The organism is Sporosarcina gallistercoris, assembly GCF_050459885.1.
Lineage (GTDB): Bacteria > Bacillota > Bacilli > Bacillales_A > Planococcaceae > Sporosarcina > Sporosarcina gallistercoris_A.
In genome coordinates this window covers 49,606-66,538 of sequence record NZ_JBCMNO010000002.1, presented here as the reverse complement: position 1 = coordinate 66,538, position 16,933 = coordinate 49,606, and the positions used below count along the sequence as shown (strand labels likewise).

The following is a 16,933-nucleotide window of genomic DNA, read 5'->3' as shown; positions in this document are numbered from 1 at the left end:
ACCAGTAAGTCAACAGGTAAATCAAAATTGTTTGATAGTTTTGTGTTTAGTAACCAATTAGTGTTTATTTCCGCTACAGGTGGACGTTTCCGTGGGATCGTATGACAGACAACTACATGAAATAAGAATGGAAAAGAAAAACCCCGCTAACCTAAGTACTGGTCAACGGGTGAATATTAATTATTGAGCCGCACCGTAGAAGATTTGGCCGCCTTTTAGGTTGATGATTTTAAGCATATTCGTGCGTTTTACATAGATGCTTCTGAATTGTTCGCGTCCGTTTGCATCTTTTAATAGAATTGTGCGGTTATTGTAGTTGTCTGAAACCACTACGGGTGTAAGTGCGCTTAGGTTGACGTGTGCTGAAAGCGTTTTATCTTCTGTCAGACTGCTGATTGTGCTTGCAGTCTGAGCCGGTTTTGCCACAGGCTTCACTTCAAGTGATGGTGTCGCTGCAGTCGCTTTCACAGTCGTTTCAAGGACAATGCCGCCTTTTAAGTTGATGACTTTAAGAAGACCTGTCTTTTTCACGAAGACACTCTTGTACTGTGCACGTCCGTAGTTGTCAGAGAATAGAATCACCCGTTTGGACACGTTTTCTTCAGTCACACGTGCTGTGAAGCTAGTTGAGTCGATGACTGAAGCAAATGATGCATACTCTTCCAGACCTGTGATGTCCTGGTTCACTTGCTGACCGTAGTTGGAGTTCTGTTGTCCATGTGCGTACGAGCTCTTTGCGTCTGTGTTTTGGTCTGCGTGTGCAAATGTCGCCGCTTGAGCACCCCCTGCGGAAATGAGTAGTGCGCTTACTGCTGTGATCAATGTCTTTTTCATCTTGTTCCTCTCCTTTTCCTTTGGGGATACTTATATCATAACCCTGTAGTCTGAGAGGACACTGAGATGATTATTAAGACTTGATGAGAAGATAGAGAGCCGTTTTTAATGATTCATCCCACAAAAAAAGAGCCAGCAGTTAGCGGCTCTTAACTAATAAGTCGACAGCTTCTTTGACAAGCGTCTCCTTTTTTTGTGGATGATCCGACAGTTCTTCGTTCTCCATACAGGCAATCAGGTTTGTGCTTACTATCAAGCCGATGGTCCGATCGATTCCTGAGCGGGACGCAGATAACTGCGTAATGACGTCTTTACATTCATCACCAGCCTCTATCATCCGTAGGACTCCTCGAATTTGACCTTCTATTCGTTTTAAACGATTGACTACTTTTGCATCGTATTCCATGGATCTGGCCTCCCCTCTTCATTACATTCATAGTATACCCCTTCCGGTATGGGGTCAATTAATCCCGCCTCCTTGGACAAGAAAAGCGCGAAATTGTTCGAATTATGCTATACTTATAGAAGTATTAACATTTTTATTGTTCCAAACCATTGGGCCAACCGCACGACACACTGTCTGTTTTTCTGAATGGCCATGGGTCTTCACAATTCGAAATAAATCGAAACAGACTAGAGGAGGGATTCGTTTGGCTTTTCCGCGTAAGGAACATCCTGTCTCTGATTTTATCGCAGCGCGAAAAATTGGCGAAAAAATTTCATTCACTCGTAATGATGTTTTCGTTATTGGGGCAATCCACAAGATCTTAGAGAACTCCGTAATTGTAGAAATTTCTGAAGAGGACGCCGATCTGATTGGAGCAGCTTCCACGCTGACCGTCGTCGCTCACAAAAATTACACAATCGAATAATCTAGAGAGCATCCGCTTCAACTTCCGACAGACTGAACTAGTTCTGTCGGTTTTGTCGTCTATTCTATTCATGCAGGTCGCATGAGACGCTTCTTTAGTACATAGAATTGAAAGGGGATTTGTCATATTATGAAAGAACAATTATTGGAACGCTTCATCCGCTATGCAAAAATCGATACCGAATCCGATGAGAAGAGCCAGACAACACCTTCCACAACGAATCAGTGGGATTTGTTGCATCTATTGAAGGAAGAACTTTCCGCATTAGGTATGGAAGAGGTTACACTCGACGGAAACGGTTACTTATTCGCTACACTTCCCGCCAATACAGACAAGGAAATCCCTGTAATCGGTTTCCTAGCACACGTAGATACATCGCCTGATTTCACGGGCAAGAATGTGAATCCTCAGCGTCATGACAATTATGATGGCAGTGATCTGGTTTTAAATGAAAACACAACCCTTTCAGTCAGTCGATTCCCAGAGCTTCAAAACTATATCGGACAGACACTGATCACTACGGACGGCACGACGCTGCTTGGTGCTGATGATAAAGCTGGTATTGCTGAAATCATGACCGCGATGGCTTATTTCAAAGACCATCCCGAAGTGAAGCACGGCAAACTTCGTGTTGCCTTCACACCGGATGAAGAAATCGGACGCGGTCCACACAAATTTGACGTGGATGCTTTCGGCGTCGATTTTGCGTATACGATGGATGGCGGTCCGCTTGGTGAGTTACAATATGAAAGTTTCAATGCAGCCGGAGCTCGCGTTACGTTCAAAGGAACAAACGTCCACCCAGGAACTGCCAAAGGGAAAATGGTCAACTCCATTTTACGTGCACAAGAATTCCAATCGGCAATGCCTGCTTTAGAGATTCCTGAGTTGACAGAGGGTCGCGAAGGATTCATTCATCTAATGGACATTGATGGTTCTGTTGAAAAGACAGTGCTGGACTATATTATTCGCGACTTCGATAGGGATTCGTTTGAAGCACGCAAAAAACTGTTCTTCGACACAGTTGCACAGATGCAATCGGATTATGGCGAAGAAGCGGTGGTACTGGAATTAGAAGACCAATACTTCAATATGGGCGAGAAGATTATGCCGCATATGGAAATCGTCGATATCATTTCAGAAGCATTCAGCAACCTGGGGATTACACCAATCGTTGAACCGATCCGAGGCGGGACTGACGGATCACAACTATCCTATATGGGTATCCCAACACCTAATATTTTTGCCGGTGGAGAAAACTTCCACGGCCGCTATGAATTTGTATCTGCCGAAACGATGGAAAAAGCGGCGCAAGTGATTATTGAAACTGTAAAGCTGTTCGAATCTCGCGCATAAGGGGGACGTAACCATGAAGGGAATCTGGCTTGGCGTACTAGCCGCTTTATTTTTTGCGGTTACATTTGTTCTGAACCGCTCAATGGAGTTATCAGGCGGCAGCTGGATGTGGAGTGCGTCACTCCGCTATTTCTTCATGGTTCCATTTTTGTTTGCAATTGTTGGTGCACGAAAAGGGCTCGGGGCAGTCAAGCGTGAAATGACTGCCAAACCGTGGCCTTTTTTTGCATGGAGTGTTGTCGCGTTCGTGTTATTTTATGGTCCTTTGACTTTTTCAGCAGCATATGCCCCGGGCTGGCTCCTTGCGGGAACTTGGCAACTGACGATTGTTGCGGGAGTCCTGCTCGCCCCTCTTTTTTTCATTACTATAAAAACGACTACCGGAGCACACCGTGTCAGACAACGGCTTCCCTTACCCTCTCTTATGATTTCGCTAGTCATTCTTGTGGGAGTGGTCTTGATTCAAATCCCCCATGCGCAGTCGGTCACAGGAAAAGCACTGGCATTCGGGACGCTGCCTGTTGTTGTTGCAGCCATTGCCTATCCCCTTGGAAATCGTAAAATGATGGAGTTGCTGGGCGGTTCCCTGGACACGTTCCAGCGGGTGCTTGCCATGACACTGATGACGTTGCCCATTTGGACTGCACTTGCCATCTATGCTTGGACGACCGTTGGACTTCCTTCTTGGAGCCAGCTTGGTCAGTCGTTTGTCGTCGGAGTAAGCTCAGGTGTCATAGCGACGACCTTGTTTTTCATGGCAACCGATCTTGTCCAACATGACCAGGGACGGCTTGCTGCAGTTGAAGCGACACAGTCTTTGGAACTCATATTTGCAATGGCCGGTGAAATGATTCTCCTCAACCTGATGCTCCCTGGTCCACTTTCATTAGGTGGGGTGGCAGTCATTATTATCGGCATGGCCCTGCACAGTTGGCAAACAGCTGTTGCTGCAAAAAGGCCATTACAAGAAATCCCATAAAAAAATACTGCCCGAACGTCAGACAACCTGACGTTTCGGACAGTCTCTATGATCACTTCGAAGCCGCCTCATATTCTCCAAGTAATTCCACTGCCTCTTCTGCCAAGGATGTATCGATCGCTTTATCGAAATCGATATCTCCAATAATCGCACCATTCGCTTTATACATATCATATTGTTTTTTAATGTCCTCCACGAACATTTTGCCATCCGGATCGAGACCCGTTACAAAGACCTTTTCCCATAATTCCGGGTCTTTCAGCGCTGTATGCTTCACCATGATTTTGATGATCGCTTCCTTGTCTACCTCTGCGAAAAATGCATCGTTATAGTCGCGGACCCCTTGTAAATAAGCGGCCATGAAGCGAATGGACAGCTCTTCGTCTTCCATGAACTGCGGGGAAGCGAGAACCATTGCAATCTGTGATTCGGGAGCATAGTCTGTTGCATCTCCGAAACGTACGTGGAATCCTTTGTCGATTCCCTGCGCAATCAACGGCTCAATATTAAGCGCTGCGTCGATTGTTCCGGAGTCAATCGCACCGAGCATTGCTCCGAAATCCGCGATGTGGACATACTCAACGTCATCCTCTGTGAGACCCGCATGCTTCAGCATTTCCTCGTAGATGTATCCGTCAATGGAATTGCGGGATGAAACTCCGATTTTCTTCCCTTTAAAATCCGGATAGTCTTTGATGACGTCTTTCATGTGATTGCCGATGACGAAAGAAAAATAGGATTCTCCTGGCATGTTGTGGCCTTTATCCGCAATGATCCGCACGTCAATCCCTTGTGCGATTGCGTTGAAGAAAGAAGCGGTGGAAACTCCGCCAGCGATTGAGACTTCCCCAGCTGCAAGGGCAGGAAGCATATCATCACTATTCGCAAAGTCGGTAAACTCCACGTCAATGTTGTAATCATCGAAATAACCACGTTCTTTCGCAATGTAAAATCCAGCTCCGGACGCCGCCCCATCTTCCGCGATGACAACTTTCGTCCGTTTTTCAAGCGGACCCAGCTGACCTGTTTCAGCTCCATCGTTAGGTTTTGTAACGGGTACAGGCTTCGCTGGCTCTTTTTCTGAGCATCCGCCAAGTACAGTAGCCACACTGAGTACAACTGCAAACCAACCTACTTTCGTCCACTGTTTCACACGCTTCCCCTTTCGTCATGTTCTCGATTTCTGTACTTCTTTTTGCAGATGCTGCCAGATGTCGACAAACTGCGCTGCCAGTTCCGGATCTTTCCTGATCTCTTCAATCTTCCGCGGACGCGGCTGGTCAATCCTGACTTCTTGAATGATTTGCCCCGGCTGAGCACTCATGAGCAAAATCCGATCGCTGAGCATGAGAGCTTCGTCGATACTATGAGTGATGAACAGCACCGTTTTTTTCGTTTCTGACCATATACTCAGTAATTCTTCTTGAAGGATGAATTTATTCTGTTCATCCAATGCTGCAAAAGGTTCATCCATCAACAGAATCTCTGGATCATTTGCAAATGCACGGGCAATGCTGACACGTTGTTTCATGCCTCCCGACAGTTCACTTGGATACAGACTCGCAAATTGTGTGAGTCCGGTTTTCTCCAAATAATAAGCGGTTTGTTTTGCAATCATGTCTTTCGGTGCTTTCCGCATCGCGAGACCGAATGCGACGTTGTCTTTCACTGTCATCCAAGGTAGAATCCCCTTTTCTTGAAACACCATGGATTGCAACGGTCGCTTCGACTGCTCAGCATTGATCTTGAAATTCCCTGCGCTATGTTTTTCAAGTCCTGCCAAAATGCGCAGCAGTGTTGTTTTACCGCAACCACTCGGACCGACCAGACAGACAAATTCACCATCTTCGATCGTGAGCGAAATATTTTGTAACGCTGTTACACTTCCCGTTTTCTTCACGAACACTTTCGTCAACTCTTCAATTTCAATTTTAGGGGTCATCTGTTCACCTCCACGGCAGCAGTTTTTTCTGAAGGCCCCTCAACAGCAACGAGAACAAATAACCAAAGAACGAAATCATAATCAACCCGACAAACATATTTTGGAGTAAAAATGCTTTGTAAGAAGTCCATATCAGATAGCCTATACCAGAAGTTGCACCCATCATTTCCGCTGCCACTATGGTTAATAGCGCAATCGCCTGCCCCATCTGAATTCCTTCCAGCATGACTGGCAGTGCTCCAGGCAATGCGATCTTGAAAAAGAATTGAGACTTACTCGCCCCGTAGTTGTTAGCGACATCCAGGTAGATTCTGTCGATATTCAGGACACCCGCAGCTGTATTGATGACTACGGGGAAGAACACACTTCCTGCAATTGTGATCACTTTCGACAGATCTCCAATACCGAATAGAATGATGATAATCGGGAGCAACGCAAGTGTTGGAATAGGCATGAGCGCCATTACGAGCGGCGAAACAAAGTGCCGGATGGGCGTGAATAGCCCCATCATCAGACCAATAATGATTCCCGGAATCACACCTGCTAGAAACCCTAGCGCAATTCGATAAAGAGAGACACCGACATGTTCAGCGATCGCTCCGCTAACCAGCAATTCCCAGAACGTTTGCAAGATGGCAGTCGGCGGTGGGAAGAAACGGATATCCATGATACCGGTTCGGGATAGGACTTCCCATAGTACGAGTAAAAAGACTGGAGAGACAATCGTGAGCATCTGTTGCAGACGGGCTTTCGTTTGTTGACGTTTCCATTCGGCTCGTTCCACACGCACAGGATCTTGCACAATTTTACCTGATTGAGTCACTTTCACCACCTCACCTCAATCTATGCACCGGCCTACTAGGCTGGGTGGGCAATTACACAAAAAACCTCCGCATCAAATTTAGATGCGGAGGTTTTTTCACACGGTCTTCGTAGCTGTTTTCTGTATGTCTTTTCTTGCTGCGTAAATATTGGTAACGATCACTTTAGCCACACCATACACAGGTACAGCTACTATGATTCCGACAAATCCTGCAATATTACCAGCTGCAAGCAGCAGTGTAATGACGGTTAGTGGGTGAATGTCGAGAGATTTCCCCATAACGTTCGGGGTGATGAAGTTACTGTCCACCTGATTGGCGATTAAAGTAATCACTGCAACCCAAATGACTAATTTCGGATCTTGTGTAAATGCGATCAAAATCGCAGGCATCACGGCAATCCACGGTCCAATAAATGGAATCAAGTTCATAAATAGTGTGAAAATGGCTATGAGCAACGCATATTGCAGACCAATGATCCAATAACCAATCAATATGATCGTTGCTAGAATAGCACTTATTAGAAATTGACCTTGAATGTAGCTGCGTAGCACGTGATCAATATCATGAAGGGTTTTCTTGACCCACTCCCGACGTTTCCCGCTGAAGTAGTTGTATATTTTAGGCGCAAATTTCTCATGATCCTTCAACATGAAGACGAAGAAGAAAGGTACAAGAACAAGCAAGATGAGCGCTTGGAAGAACGATTGCAAAAATGTCACAATCCACCCACCGAATTTCAGGGCATACGACTGAATTTTATCCGCTGCACTGTTCAGAGATTCCTCAAGTTTTGGGGGAAGATCTTTCTTCTGTTCGAGTGCCACATCTACTACATGGTTAAACTCCTTCGCAAGTTTAGGTCCATTGTCGACCAACGTGTTCACCTGGTGTGCAATGGGAGGCCCGACAACTGCTGAAAACGCATAAACCCCGCCAATCAAGATGACGAAGATGATCAGAATACTTCCCCATCTTGGCACTTTCCGCTTTTCAAGAAAACGTTGAATCGGCTCCGTCATGTAATACAGCACACCACCCAGAACAAGTGGAAGGATGATCGCTTTGGCAATAATACCAATCGGCGAAAAGATGTAATTGATTTCTAAAAAAAATTTAATAATCAATAGTGCCAGCAAGATGGCGACACCTGATTGAAACCACAGTTTCTTCGTCAAAACACAATCTCCTTTCATGATTTCCAAATCATTTAGTTGTTATTAGTATACGAGTTTCCGTGCCTCGTGTCGAACTCAGGAAAAAACAAAATGGCCATTCCTATAGAGGAGGAATGACCAGAAAGAATGACGTATAGTTAGTCACGCATTTCCAAGTAAGAAAGAGATACTTTCAAGTTGGTATTGCCGCTCACGACGCTCATCATAATAATCGTGTGGACAAATGCTTGTGAATAGCGTTCCCCAGTAAACGTGATTTGGTACACTTTCGTAATGAGTAAACTAAGAACGAATGCCAATGCCATTGCCGCCAGACTCATCCAAATAGTTGGCGCACCTTCAAATCCATTAGATGAAATAAGCTCGTGATCTGATCCATCTTCCATTCCTCCAATTGTCGGTTGTTCTAATTCTTTCGGTTCTGAATATCCTGGTTGCGGCAATACTTTTCCATCCAACAATTCAGTACTCGTACAAAACTTAGATGCACTGCGTTACTCGCAGTTCAAGTCTTGCAAGATGCGTGCAAGCCAAAGTGGTACGGCGTGGTCCACTTTGACTTCTAAAACGACAAGTTCTTCGTCGATGAAATGATGACCATATGAACCGTTCTCGATATGCAAGTCACCTTTTCGACACTTCAAATCGAAATCGAACGTAATCCGCAGCTCAGGATCTGTCACACCATGCAGAACGTGGCGATGATAACTTACAACCATTTCTTAAGTTATAAAGCTTTCTGAAGTAATCGATTTCCTTCATGACTTGCCTATTGAAAGTTTCAATATCAGACAAATCCTCCTTGACTGAACCTTCCAGATAGCGGTACGCCTATCGAAACGGCAAGAGCAACCGGCGTTTGTTGACTATATTTTTGTGTTTTTGTTTCACTTCAAAAAAGCAGTGCTGTTCAAATCCGCTTCGTCGTACACACGCAAACGCAGTTTTTGACGATACTTCAATTTGTTTTTCGTTTCAAAATAAATGGATTTTCCGGACTGTCGAAGTATAAGCTAGTAATGGAATATCTTCCGTCTGTCCCATTTTTATCATTCGGCATTCCAGTTCCAATACGGTCCACCAATTCTTCGTACTTCCGGCGTGTAATCAAATATCTTTGTTCTTTTCTGCTAAATATCTCGATTGCCATGTGAGTCCCTCACTTTCAATTGTTTTCCCTATGTCAATCCAACTTTCCAAGTCTGAAATGTGAACACCATGAAGGATTCATTAGAAAATGATGAGAACACGAATTATTTGTATATTTCCCACGATTGTGGGCAGGCTATAGGAGAATCGAATGTTTATGGGAAGGAGTGTTTCATTATGAAAAAGACGGCACTGGTGGCTATCGGTCTTGGAGTGGCATACTTAATGCGCAACGAAGATTCCAGGAATAAGATGATGAATCAACTTGACTCATTTGCAGGAGGCAGTTCTTCAAAGTAAGCTCTGCTCTAGATTCGCTATAGGCAGCTGGGGGATATCCCTGGTTGCTTTTTTGTGTTCGCTATCCAGATTGTTAACATTTGTTTTCACGTGTGTCGAATCGATAAAAACATGTTCCGAGCTAAGTAGCCCCACGATCTGCGACTTCCTTTAGTACTCGATAAAAGATCTGTTCTACTAGATCTGTATCTGCAAAACGGCGGTCGTAGTTTTTTCCGAACGTAGAGAAATGCGGAACCTCTGTGTGAAAACCGAATCCAAGAAACCAGCGATAAGCCATATTGGTTTCAATTTCTTTGAGAGTCTAACTCATCGACCGAATACCAAAGGTATATTGATTGAATGTCATTTTAATGAGTACAACTGGATCTATGCTGGGTCTCCCAAATAATGAATATAGATCTTCAACCAATGGATAAATGAAAGAAAAATCAATTGCTGCATCTAATTTACGAACCAAATGGTCTTGTGGAACTAACTGTTCACTCGTAAGCATTTCCATCTGTTCCCGTTCATTAACTTGATTCTTCGTCATCATTTCCATCACCTCATTTGATAGTTGGGAGATTCTGTTGATTGTAGCGGAGAGCGGCGACTCCGTAGGGATCAGCGAAAGCTGTGACGAAGAACAGCTTTTGCGAGTAAAAGCGAAGCGTTAGGAGCACGTGTTTTCGAAGACCCTGGACTGAGCAAAGTGAGGGAGATGAGTGCTGCCTTAATTTCAGCATAGTTCGCTAAAATACGGCCAATCGAACTCTTCGTCGTTCGATTGGCTGAGGGCAAGCCCCCTGGAAAGCGTCCGCCCGGAACGGAGGTCAACGGCTCTTGACCAGTTGCGGATTTATACGCTCAAAAAACAAAAGGGTTGGAAATCATTTCGATTTCCAACCCTTTTGTCTACAGTCTGAACGCGACCCCCTATAAATAGGGGCGCGTTATTTAGACGAATCGATTTTCAAAGCCAAGTATCGGAATGCGATCTTCTTCAACAACGATACTTTGAAAAGGCAGTTCTATCATATATTCATCACTACCGTATGGTTGCAATTCCAACTTTTTCACGGCAAAAGCATTATTGGTCACAAGCTTTACCATGCCAGTTTGAGAATCGATTCCTTCAATTACAAATCGATGCCCCCCCAGCGTTGCGTAGGGCACGATTTCATAAGCATCTTCTAATTCTTTCAGTTCCACAGCTCGAAGCAGTGAAGTCGTAGAGCCGCCTATAAGTGAAAAGCCGTTTTTCAGCTCATCTGTATTTGTCGTAGCTAAGTAAATTTGTTTGTTTCGAGAACTGATTTCGTATTCTTTTCCGTTCCAACGTGCGAATCTCCCTTTGCGAATCATCTCATCACCTCCGAAAAGTTCGTAAAAGTTTTAAAATATATATCTATAAGTATACAAATACTTATAAGTTTTCAACAGCTTGCTTCGACCTATTTTCCCTTAAGAGTGAAGACGCATTCTTCAAGGAGTTTTTAGTTGGTTATATCTATACCCGAATCCATTTGGTGTTTAACCTATCGAAGGCAGGGGTATAAAATATCTACATACAACTTTAGGAGGTTTTTAGAAATGGCAGATCACGGTTTTTCAGACAAAGTAAAAGGTGCAGTCAACAAAACCAAGGGCGAAGCAAAAGACCAATACGGTAATGCGACTGGCGATACTAAAAAACAAGCCGAAGGTAAGCTGGATAAGATGAAAGGCGATGTACAAGAAAAAGTTGGAGAAATGAAAGACAATCGCCATTAAATGAAGAAAAGAGTTGCTTGAACATCAGGTAAAACTGATGTTCAAGCAACTCTTTTTCATGGAATGATGAGAATGCCAGTTATCCAAGTTGAACTACTGCTAACCTCTACACACTATGTATTCGGGTTGTCCCACTAAAGTATTCGTACATACAAAAACCGACTCGTCTTGAGTCGGTTTTCACTATTAAAGATTATTTGTACCGATTCGAGGATATCTGCCCGCATTCTCTTCAACTTCCGCATCTTCCCCTGCATTTTCAAGCGGGACGCCACTAGTTGAAATCCCGCCAGAGCTGTCGGATTTAGGAACCTCAATTTTATTACTCCCGCTTGATGGATCTGGATGAGTAGGTATTTCCGGATCATCTAACACAAACAAAGCAACTCCACCCTCTTTGACTTCATTGTGAAAATCCTGCGTTTGCTGGTCATTAAAACCAAGCTGCTCAAATGTATCTTTTGCCGGCTGGTCATTTGTAAAGAAGGATTTCATACGTCCAAGAAAACCATCCTGCTCTCTGGTGGCCAATACAATATCCGTTTGGTCTTCCAGCATTCGATCATTATCCTCTAAATTTGACACAGCTAAAATTTCGTCTTTTGCGTAGCCGAATGATTTGAGTTCAATGATTTTAATCAGCACATTATCAATTGAATGAAACGTCCCCACATACCTTTTTTGCTTCATGATTCGTTCACTCCCTTCCTCACACAATTGCTGATTTCATGTGTAATATGTATTCCCCATTTCAGCATTTTTAGAAACACTTATTTTGTAAGGTTTATTTTTTGTCGATTAGTCAATACTGTTAGTATCAAATAGAAGGAGTGAATGCTTCCTATGGACGTTAAAGGTAAAGTTGAAGGCGAATTGAATAAAATGGACAGTGAAAAGAAAGAAGACATCCTAAAGAACTTTACATTGTTTAAAGATTATCTCTCAGACAAAGTGAACAAGGGTGAAAAGTTAGGACTCAGTGATGAACAGCTGACAAAAGCAACTGAATACGTTGCAGGTTATCTGGCAAAACACGAAGAACCTCAAAACCGTGAACAATACGTACTTCAAGAACTTTGGAAAGTCGGAGATAAGGAAGAGCAAAAAGCACTGTCCAGCCTTTTGCTGAAACTCGTCAAAGCGGAGTAACTCCAGAAGGAGGAGTATTCATGGATAACAAAAAGAAATCTTTCACATCTGAAGATCGAAAAGAGGTTATCCAGCCCTACTTGGACAACCCTGATGCCGTTAAAACTGACAAAGAATCCCTTTTCGATATGCATGAAGACATGCAAACAGTTGATGCTGTACCAGTTGAAGACACTCGAATGGAATGGGAAGAAGAAAAGCAAGAAAACCATCGTAAATCAAAGGATCAGTCATCAAGTGAAGCAAAGTATAGCGGACAGTAATGATCAGAAAAGACACCCTCTCAATTTGAGGGTGTCTTTTCTGTGTTCATTTCCCGGGAAATACTAAGAGGTCTGACTTCTCATATATCAAAATGGTAAACAGCGTGATATACTAGTTAGCTTAGGAGGAAATGCTTTATGAAATTCTGGATATATCCGCTACTCGTAATCGTTGCTTCAAGCAGTTATGGCATTCTCTCATCTATTGTCAAATTAGCTATTAAAGATGGTTATTCAGCTTCTCAAGCTGTTACTAGTCAGTATTTCATCGGTTTTCTGATTGCTGTACTACTTTTCCTTATCATTCAACACAAACGCCCCCGCTTCGGCGGAGGCTGGACACTTATACTTGCAGGACTATTCACCGCATTAACAGGCATCGTGTACGGAAAAACAATCGAGTATATGCCTGCCTCATTGGCAGTCGTCATGCTTTTTCAATTTACGTGGATCGGCATGTTGTTTGACTGTATCGCCAGCCGACGTTTACCGAAGAGGGTTGAATTGATATCCCTCGTTTTTCTCTTCTCAGGGACGATATTTGCAGCAGGTATCTTAAATGTCGACTTAAGCGGGATTCCTTGGCAAGGCTGGGCGTTCGGGCTGGCTTCTGCAACTAGTTTCGCCTCATTTGTGATGGCAAACCAGAAAGCTATTGAAGGAATGGATACGACTACCCGCCTGCTATACACTTCATTTTTCGCTGCGATTGTAGTCCTCTTTTTCCAATCGCCTGAAATCGTTTGGACGGGACAATTGTTCACATCCAGTCTGTTATTATATGGAGTGATTCTTGGCTTATTCGGGATTATCATTCCCATCTATCTTTTTTCCATTGCAGTTCCAAAAGTGGGAACCGCCATGACTTCGATTCTGAGTGCCATGGAACTTCCGGTCGCTATGACAGCCTCTGTGGTATTGGTCGGAGAGCATATTACATTTATACAAATCATCGGGATCGTCATTATATTAATCGGGATGACGTTACCGTCTCTCGCTCAAAGGCGACTTAAACGTCCTCCAAACAAAACGTCTGAACTGCTCTAATGCAGTCCAGACGTTTTTGCATATAGGACAGCAACCTCGTACAATGAATATAGAGATCAAGAGACACGCCCGAGAGGAGTTTTTGGATGTTACAAAATCGTTTATATTATCAAGATCCTTATCGCATCAGTTTCACGACCACAGTGTTGCAGCATGCCATCGATGAACAAGCAAGACCGTATGCCGTATTGGAAAACACTATTTTTTACCCAACAGGCGGCGGCCAACCCCATGACACGGGACATATTGCAGATATTGCAGTTGTGGATGTGGAAGAAGTGGATGGAGAGATTCGCCACTATTTAGAAAGTCCCCTTACCATCGGCGGAATGATTACAGGGGAAATCGACTGGACACGTAGATTCGATCATATGCAGCAACATACAGGTCAACATATTTTAACGGCTGCTTTCGTTGAGCTTTTCAACTATCCTACCGTCAGTTTTCACCTTGGCCGCGAACTTGTGACCATCGACCTCGGGACTGAGCATGTCTCGGCTGACGAATTACATGCAGCCGAATCACTCGCTAACTCCATCATTCTGGAAAATCGTCCGATTGAGCAGAAATGGGTAACACAAGAAGAACTGTCCTCCTATGCACTGCGTAAACAAGTCAGTGTCGGTGAAGAAATTCGTCTCGTCATCATTCCGGACTTCGATACAAATGGCTGTGGAGGTACACACCCTAGTACTACAGGACAAATAGGTTCATTGAAAATTCTCGCCACTGAGAAGCAGAAAAAGCTTACACGCATCCATTTTGTATGCGGCGGAAGAGTCCTAGATCAGCTGGGGACAGTTCATGACGAACTTACAGATGTTGCACGACTACTGAGTGCCCCATTAGGACAAGCGGCGGCAGCTACACAAAAACTGCTGGAGGCGCAACATATGCTGGAAAAGCAGCTAGAAGCCGCGAACGAACAGTTGCTTGCCTTTGAAGCGGCCTCCCTTGCTGAACGTAAAACTATCGTCATCCGACAAACCTATACAAACCGTTCCATGCAAGAGCTGCAAAAACTTTCACGTAAAACACTTGCTCTTCGCGAGAAGGCAGTTGTTGTGCTTGTATCGGATGATGGCGAGAAGTTGCAATTCGTAGTTTCGCGAACGAATTCACTTGTGCAGGATATGCGTACGGTTTCTTCCATCGCCCTCCCTGCAATAGAAGGAAAAGGCGGAGGCTCTGCGTCATCAGTACAAGGAGGCGGTGCTCGAACCATGAGTGCCGAAGATCTATCCGAGTTACTCGAGCGCTCTATTCCGGTTCACGCATAATTTACAACATCCATGAAAGACCCCCCGCTTTCGATTTATTTGCGAGGGGTCTTATTTACTTTTCCTACCTATGACTACTATCCAGCGATTGGGCCGGCTTTGATTTCAAAACGATGTCCTTTTGTCACCAAATTGATTGGTCGGTCTCAAATCTCCCCGATCTTCTCCGTGGTTAACAAACTCGAGATAGGCTTTTACGAGGGTAAAGGAAGTTACTTCTAATGACTCCCTGATTAGAAAGCGCTCCCGGGTCTACAATCGGCATATTATCAATACTTTTCCGATATCGCCGATACAGTTCAGCGTTACATGATTTCCACTAGAAACCCAATGACACATATTCCTAGGAATTCCCGAAATTCGATCTTCTGCTTGATTTTTTCAATAGTATTATTTTCATTACCCGACTCAATAGACAGTATATTCTGTTATACATAAATGATTGACAACTCTTTTATTATTTCACTAGTATAGTATTTAAACAGATTGGGAATTCATAATTCACAATCTGTTCAGCATGTACGACCGGCAACTTCCACGCACGATTTCAAACAATCAAAGGGGATGGATTAGTTGAATACGTTTACAGAATGGGTCGAAGTCATTTCAAATTTCTTATGGGGTGTGCCAATTATCGTACTGCTGATTGGCGGAGGACTTTTTCTAACCATCCGTCTCGGTTTCTTTCAATTCAGGTACATGCCGCACATTCTTCGGCAGACTTTCGGAAAAATCATGTCGAAAGGCTCTGGAGACGGGACACTAACGCCGTTTCAGGCAACAACGTCAGCACTCGCTTCTACGATGGGCGCTGCTAACATTGTCGGGGTTCCTGTTGCGATTGCCCTTGGAGGTCCAGGCGCAATTTTTTGGATGTGGCTTGTGGCACTTATCGGGATTGGCACGAAGTATTCCGAAGTCGTCCTAGGTATCAAGTATCGTGAAAAGAACGAAGCAGGAGATTACGTTGGCGGTCCTATGTATTATATTAAAAAAGGTCTTGGCTGGAAAAAGGTTGCCTATCTTTTCGCATTTGCATTGATGATCGAAATTATTGCCAGTACAATGGTTCAGTCCAATTCCATCGCAACCACTATTGAAAGTTCGTTCGGGTTACCACCATACATTACTGGAATTCTCGTTGCACTTTTAGTAGCACTTGTCTCCTTCGGAGGAATTAAAGCAATTGGACGTGTGACAGAACGACTTATTCCTTCCATGGTTGTCGTCTATATTGTCAGCGCACTTATTGTAATTGCTTTCAATATCACAGAAGTACCGGCCGCATTCGGACTCATTTTTACATATGCCTTTCAACCGCTATCTGCGACAGGCGGATTTGCAGGAGCTGGTGTTGCAGCAGCCATCCGCTGGGGACTGGCACGCGGACTTTACTCAAACGAAGCAGGAATCGGTACCGCACCGATTGCACACGCTGCCGCAGTGAATAATCATCCTGCGAAGCAAGGATTTTGGGGAGTATTCGAAGTCATTGTAGATACGCTCATCGTCTGTACCATGACGGCGATGGTAGTATTGACTACAGGTGTATGGAAAGTCATTGACGCAAACAACGCCTCCTCCATGGTGACAGAAGCGTACAGCACAGTTTTTGGTGCAACCATTGGCGGCATCATCATTTCGGTCGTCCTTTTCCTTTTCGTCATCACAACTGTTGTTGTCATCGTCTATTACGGAGAAAAGCAGGCGGAGTTCCTATTCGGCACTGGATTTTCAAAAGTGATGCGCTTCGTCTACATTATCGCCATTATCATCGGGGCAATTGGCGGACTCCAATTCGTCTGGAAATTCCTTGATTTGCTGCTCGCAATCGTTGTCGTACCGAACGTTATTGCTGTATTGTTCTTGAGTGGGAAAGTGCGTGAAGTGACGAATGATTACTTTACGAACCTCTATCCGATTGAAAGAAAGAAATAATAGCATAGATTCTTCCCTCCAGTCGTACAACTATCTGTACGGCGGAGGTTTTTTTTCTTAATTTAAGGAT

At 44.1% G+C, this 16,933-nt stretch carries 21 protein-coding genes and 1 pseudogene; 10 read left to right on the top strand and 12 right to left on the bottom strand.

Going from position 1 to position 16,933, the window contains the following annotated elements; genetic code table 11:
* Positions 1–180: 180 nt before the first annotated feature.
* Together ABE021_RS00840 and ABE021_RS00835 are read right to left on the bottom strand one after the other, a co-directional pair.
* Positions 181–834: a hypothetical protein gene (locus tag ABE021_RS00840; RefSeq protein WP_430286266.1), complete on the bottom strand. Its 654-nt coding sequence runs from the start codon at positions 832–834 to the stop codon at positions 181–183.
* Between the two features lie 139 nt (positions 835–973).
* Positions 974–1,240 (bottom strand): metal-sensitive transcriptional regulator, encoded by a 267-nt coding sequence (locus ABE021_RS00835; protein WP_430286265.1) that lies wholly within the window; start codon positions 1,238–1,240, stop codon positions 974–976.
* 244 nt (positions 1,241–1,484) lie between these two features.
* Between ABE021_RS00835 and ABE021_RS00830 the strand changes: the two genes are divergently transcribed.
* The 3 genes from ABE021_RS00830 (at position 1,485) to ABE021_RS00820 (ending at position 4,041) form a co-directional block, all read left to right on the top strand.
* A complete protein-coding gene (locus ABE021_RS00830; RefSeq protein ID WP_430286264.1) occupies positions 1,485–1,706 on the top strand; it encodes a DUF2187 family protein in 222 nt (73 codons plus the stop codon).
* Between the two features lie 129 nt (positions 1,707–1,835).
* Positions 1,836–3,062, top strand: a complete 1,227-nt coding sequence (gene pepT, locus ABE021_RS00825; RefSeq protein ID WP_430286263.1) for a peptidase T — start codon at positions 1,836–1,838, stop codon at positions 3,060–3,062.
* 13 nt (positions 3,063–3,075) lie between these two features.
* Positions 3,076–4,041, top strand: a complete 966-nt coding sequence (locus ABE021_RS00820; protein ID WP_430286262.1) for a DMT family transporter — start codon at positions 3,076–3,078, stop codon at positions 4,039–4,041.
* 52 nt (positions 4,042–4,093) lie between these two features.
* On the opposite strand, the gene ABE021_RS00815 is transcribed toward ABE021_RS00820, so the two are convergent.
* The 7 genes from ABE021_RS00815 to ABE021_RS00785 form a co-directional block, all read right to left on the bottom strand.
* Positions 4,094–5,194 (bottom strand): ABC transporter substrate-binding protein, encoded by a 1,101-nt coding sequence (locus ABE021_RS00815; RefSeq protein ID WP_430286261.1) that lies wholly within the window; start codon positions 5,192–5,194, stop codon positions 4,094–4,096.
* A gap of 15 nt (positions 5,195–5,209) precedes the next feature.
* Entirely contained in the window at positions 5,210–5,983 is a 774-nt protein-coding gene (locus ABE021_RS00810; protein WP_430286260.1) for an ABC transporter ATP-binding protein, read from the bottom strand.
* Between the two features lie 4 nt (positions 5,984–5,987).
* Entirely contained in the window at positions 5,988–6,716 is a 729-nt protein-coding gene (locus ABE021_RS00805) for an ABC transporter permease (RefSeq protein WP_430286294.1), read from the bottom strand.
* Between the two features lie 186 nt (positions 6,717–6,902).
* On the bottom strand, positions 6,903–7,982 hold the full coding sequence (locus tag ABE021_RS00800; RefSeq protein WP_430286259.1) for an AI-2E family transporter: 1,080 nt from the start codon (positions 7,980–7,982) through the stop codon (positions 6,903–6,905).
* Between the two features lie 137 nt (positions 7,983–8,119).
* Positions 8,120–8,440 (bottom strand): hypothetical protein, encoded by a 321-nt coding sequence (locus tag ABE021_RS00795; RefSeq protein WP_430286258.1) that lies wholly within the window; start codon positions 8,438–8,440, stop codon positions 8,120–8,122.
* A 36-nt stretch (positions 8,441–8,476) separates the two neighbouring features.
* Positions 8,477–8,701, bottom strand: coding sequence for a VTC domain-containing protein (locus ABE021_RS00790; protein WP_430286257.1), 225 nt, complete (start codon positions 8,699–8,701; stop codon positions 8,477–8,479).
* Between the two features lie 239 nt (positions 8,702–8,940).
* Positions 8,941–9,132 carry a VTC domain-containing protein gene (locus tag ABE021_RS00785; RefSeq protein WP_430286256.1) on the bottom strand — a complete coding sequence of 64 codons (192 nt, stop codon included), beginning with the start codon at positions 9,130–9,132 and terminating at the stop codon, positions 8,941–8,943.
* A gap of 176 nt (positions 9,133–9,308) precedes the next feature.
* Between ABE021_RS00785 and ABE021_RS00780 the strand changes: the two genes are divergently transcribed.
* The gene (locus ABE021_RS00780) at positions 9,309–9,431 is read left to right on the top strand and encodes a hypothetical protein (protein ID WP_263618293.1); all 123 of its coding nucleotides are present in this window, start codon (positions 9,309–9,311) and stop codon (positions 9,429–9,431) included.
* A gap of 36 nt (positions 9,432–9,467) precedes the next feature.
* On the opposite strand, the pseudogene ABE021_RS00775 reads toward ABE021_RS00780, so the two are convergent.
* Positions 9,468–9,969: pseudogene (locus tag ABE021_RS00775) on the bottom strand (transposase); the annotation flags it as partial.
* Between the two features lie 401 nt (positions 9,970–10,370).
* On the bottom strand, positions 10,371–10,778 hold the full coding sequence (locus tag ABE021_RS00770; RefSeq protein ID WP_430286255.1) for a hypothetical protein: 408 nt from the start codon (positions 10,776–10,778) through the stop codon (positions 10,371–10,373).
* Positions 10,779–11,006: 228 nt separating this feature from the next.
* Between ABE021_RS00770 and ABE021_RS00765 the strand changes: the two genes are divergently transcribed.
* Entirely contained in the window at positions 11,007–11,186 is a 180-nt protein-coding gene (locus ABE021_RS00765) for a CsbD family protein (RefSeq protein ID WP_430286254.1), read from the top strand.
* Positions 11,187–11,372: 186 nt separating this feature from the next.
* On the opposite strand, the gene ABE021_RS00760 is transcribed toward ABE021_RS00765, so the two are convergent.
* Positions 11,373–11,876 carry a general stress protein gene (locus tag ABE021_RS00760; protein WP_430286253.1) on the bottom strand — a complete coding sequence of 168 codons (504 nt, stop codon included), beginning with the start codon at positions 11,874–11,876 and terminating at the stop codon, positions 11,373–11,375.
* A gap of 153 nt (positions 11,877–12,029) precedes the next feature.
* On the opposite strand from ABE021_RS00760, the gene ABE021_RS00755 reads away from it, so the two are divergent.
* The 5 genes from ABE021_RS00755 to ABE021_RS00735 all read left to right on the top strand — a co-directional run bounded on the left by ABE021_RS00755 (position 12,030) and on the right by ABE021_RS00735 (position 16,863).
* Complete coding sequence (locus tag ABE021_RS00755; protein WP_430286252.1) at positions 12,030–12,335, top strand: DUF3243 family protein; 306 nt, start codon at positions 12,030–12,032, stop codon at positions 12,333–12,335.
* A 20-nt stretch (positions 12,336–12,355) separates the two neighbouring features.
* Entirely contained in the window at positions 12,356–12,598 is a 243-nt protein-coding gene (locus ABE021_RS00750; protein ID WP_430286251.1) for a hypothetical protein, read from the top strand.
* 138 nt (positions 12,599–12,736) lie between these two features.
* The gene (locus ABE021_RS00745) at positions 12,737–13,645 is read left to right on the top strand and encodes an EamA family transporter (protein WP_430286250.1); all 909 of its coding nucleotides are present in this window, start codon (positions 12,737–12,739) and stop codon (positions 13,643–13,645) included.
* A gap of 86 nt (positions 13,646–13,731) precedes the next feature.
* Positions 13,732–14,925: an alanyl-tRNA editing protein gene (locus ABE021_RS00740; RefSeq protein WP_430286249.1), complete on the top strand. Its 1,194-nt coding sequence runs from the start codon at positions 13,732–13,734 to the stop codon at positions 14,923–14,925.
* Positions 14,926–15,498: 573 nt separating this feature from the next.
* A complete protein-coding gene (locus ABE021_RS00735; protein ID WP_430286248.1) occupies positions 15,499–16,863 on the top strand; it encodes an alanine/glycine:cation symporter family protein in 1,365 nt (454 codons plus the stop codon).
* Positions 16,864–16,933 lie beyond the last annotated feature (70 nt).

Excerpts from the sequence above, each read along its gene's own strand:
- ABE021_RS00840 (WP_430286266.1), bottom strand. The coding sequence starts at position 834 with ATGAAAAAGACATTGATCACAGCAGTAAGCGCACTACTCATTTCCGCA.
- ABE021_RS00835 (WP_430286265.1), bottom strand. The coding sequence starts at position 1,240 with ATGGAATACGATGCAAAAGTAGTCAATCGTTTAAAACGAATAGAAGGT.
- pepT (WP_430286263.1), top strand. The coding sequence starts at position 1,836 with ATGAAAGAACAATTATTGGAACGCTTCATCCGCTATGCAAAAATCGAT.
- ABE021_RS00820 (WP_430286262.1), top strand. The coding sequence starts at position 3,076 with ATGAAGGGAATCTGGCTTGGCGTACTAGCCGCTTTATTTTTTGCGGTT.
- ABE021_RS00810 (WP_430286260.1), bottom strand. The coding sequence starts at position 5,983 with ATGACCCCTAAAATTGAAATTGAAGAGTTGACGAAAGTGTTCGTGAAG.
- ABE021_RS00805 (WP_430286294.1), bottom strand. The coding sequence starts at position 6,716 with ATGCTCACGATTGTCTCTCCAGTCTTTTTACTCGTACTATGGGAAGTC.
- ABE021_RS00790 (WP_430286257.1), bottom strand. The coding sequence starts at position 8,701 with ATGGTTGTAAGTTATCATCGCCACGTTCTGCATGGTGTGACAGATCCT.
- ABE021_RS00785 (WP_430286256.1), bottom strand. The coding sequence starts at position 9,132 with ATGGCAATCGAGATATTTAGCAGAAAAGAACAAAGATATTTGATTACA.
- ABE021_RS00780 (WP_263618293.1), top strand. The coding sequence starts at position 9,309 with ATGAAAAAGACGGCACTGGTGGCTATCGGTCTTGGAGTGGCATACTTA.
- ABE021_RS00770 (WP_430286255.1), bottom strand. The coding sequence starts at position 10,778 with ATGATTCGCAAAGGGAGATTCGCACGTTGGAACGGAAAAGAATACGAA.
- ABE021_RS00765 (WP_430286254.1), top strand. The coding sequence starts at position 11,007 with ATGGCAGATCACGGTTTTTCAGACAAAGTAAAAGGTGCAGTCAACAAA.
- ABE021_RS00760 (WP_430286253.1), bottom strand. The coding sequence starts at position 11,876 with ATGAAGCAAAAAAGGTATGTGGGGACGTTTCATTCAATTGATAATGTG.
- ABE021_RS00755 (WP_430286252.1), top strand. The coding sequence starts at position 12,030 with ATGGACGTTAAAGGTAAAGTTGAAGGCGAATTGAATAAAATGGACAGT.
- ABE021_RS00750 (WP_430286251.1), top strand. The coding sequence starts at position 12,356 with ATGGATAACAAAAAGAAATCTTTCACATCTGAAGATCGAAAAGAGGTT.
- ABE021_RS00745 (WP_430286250.1), top strand. The coding sequence starts at position 12,737 with ATGAAATTCTGGATATATCCGCTACTCGTAATCGTTGCTTCAAGCAGT.
- ABE021_RS00740 (WP_430286249.1), top strand. The coding sequence starts at position 13,732 with ATGTTACAAAATCGTTTATATTATCAAGATCCTTATCGCATCAGTTTC.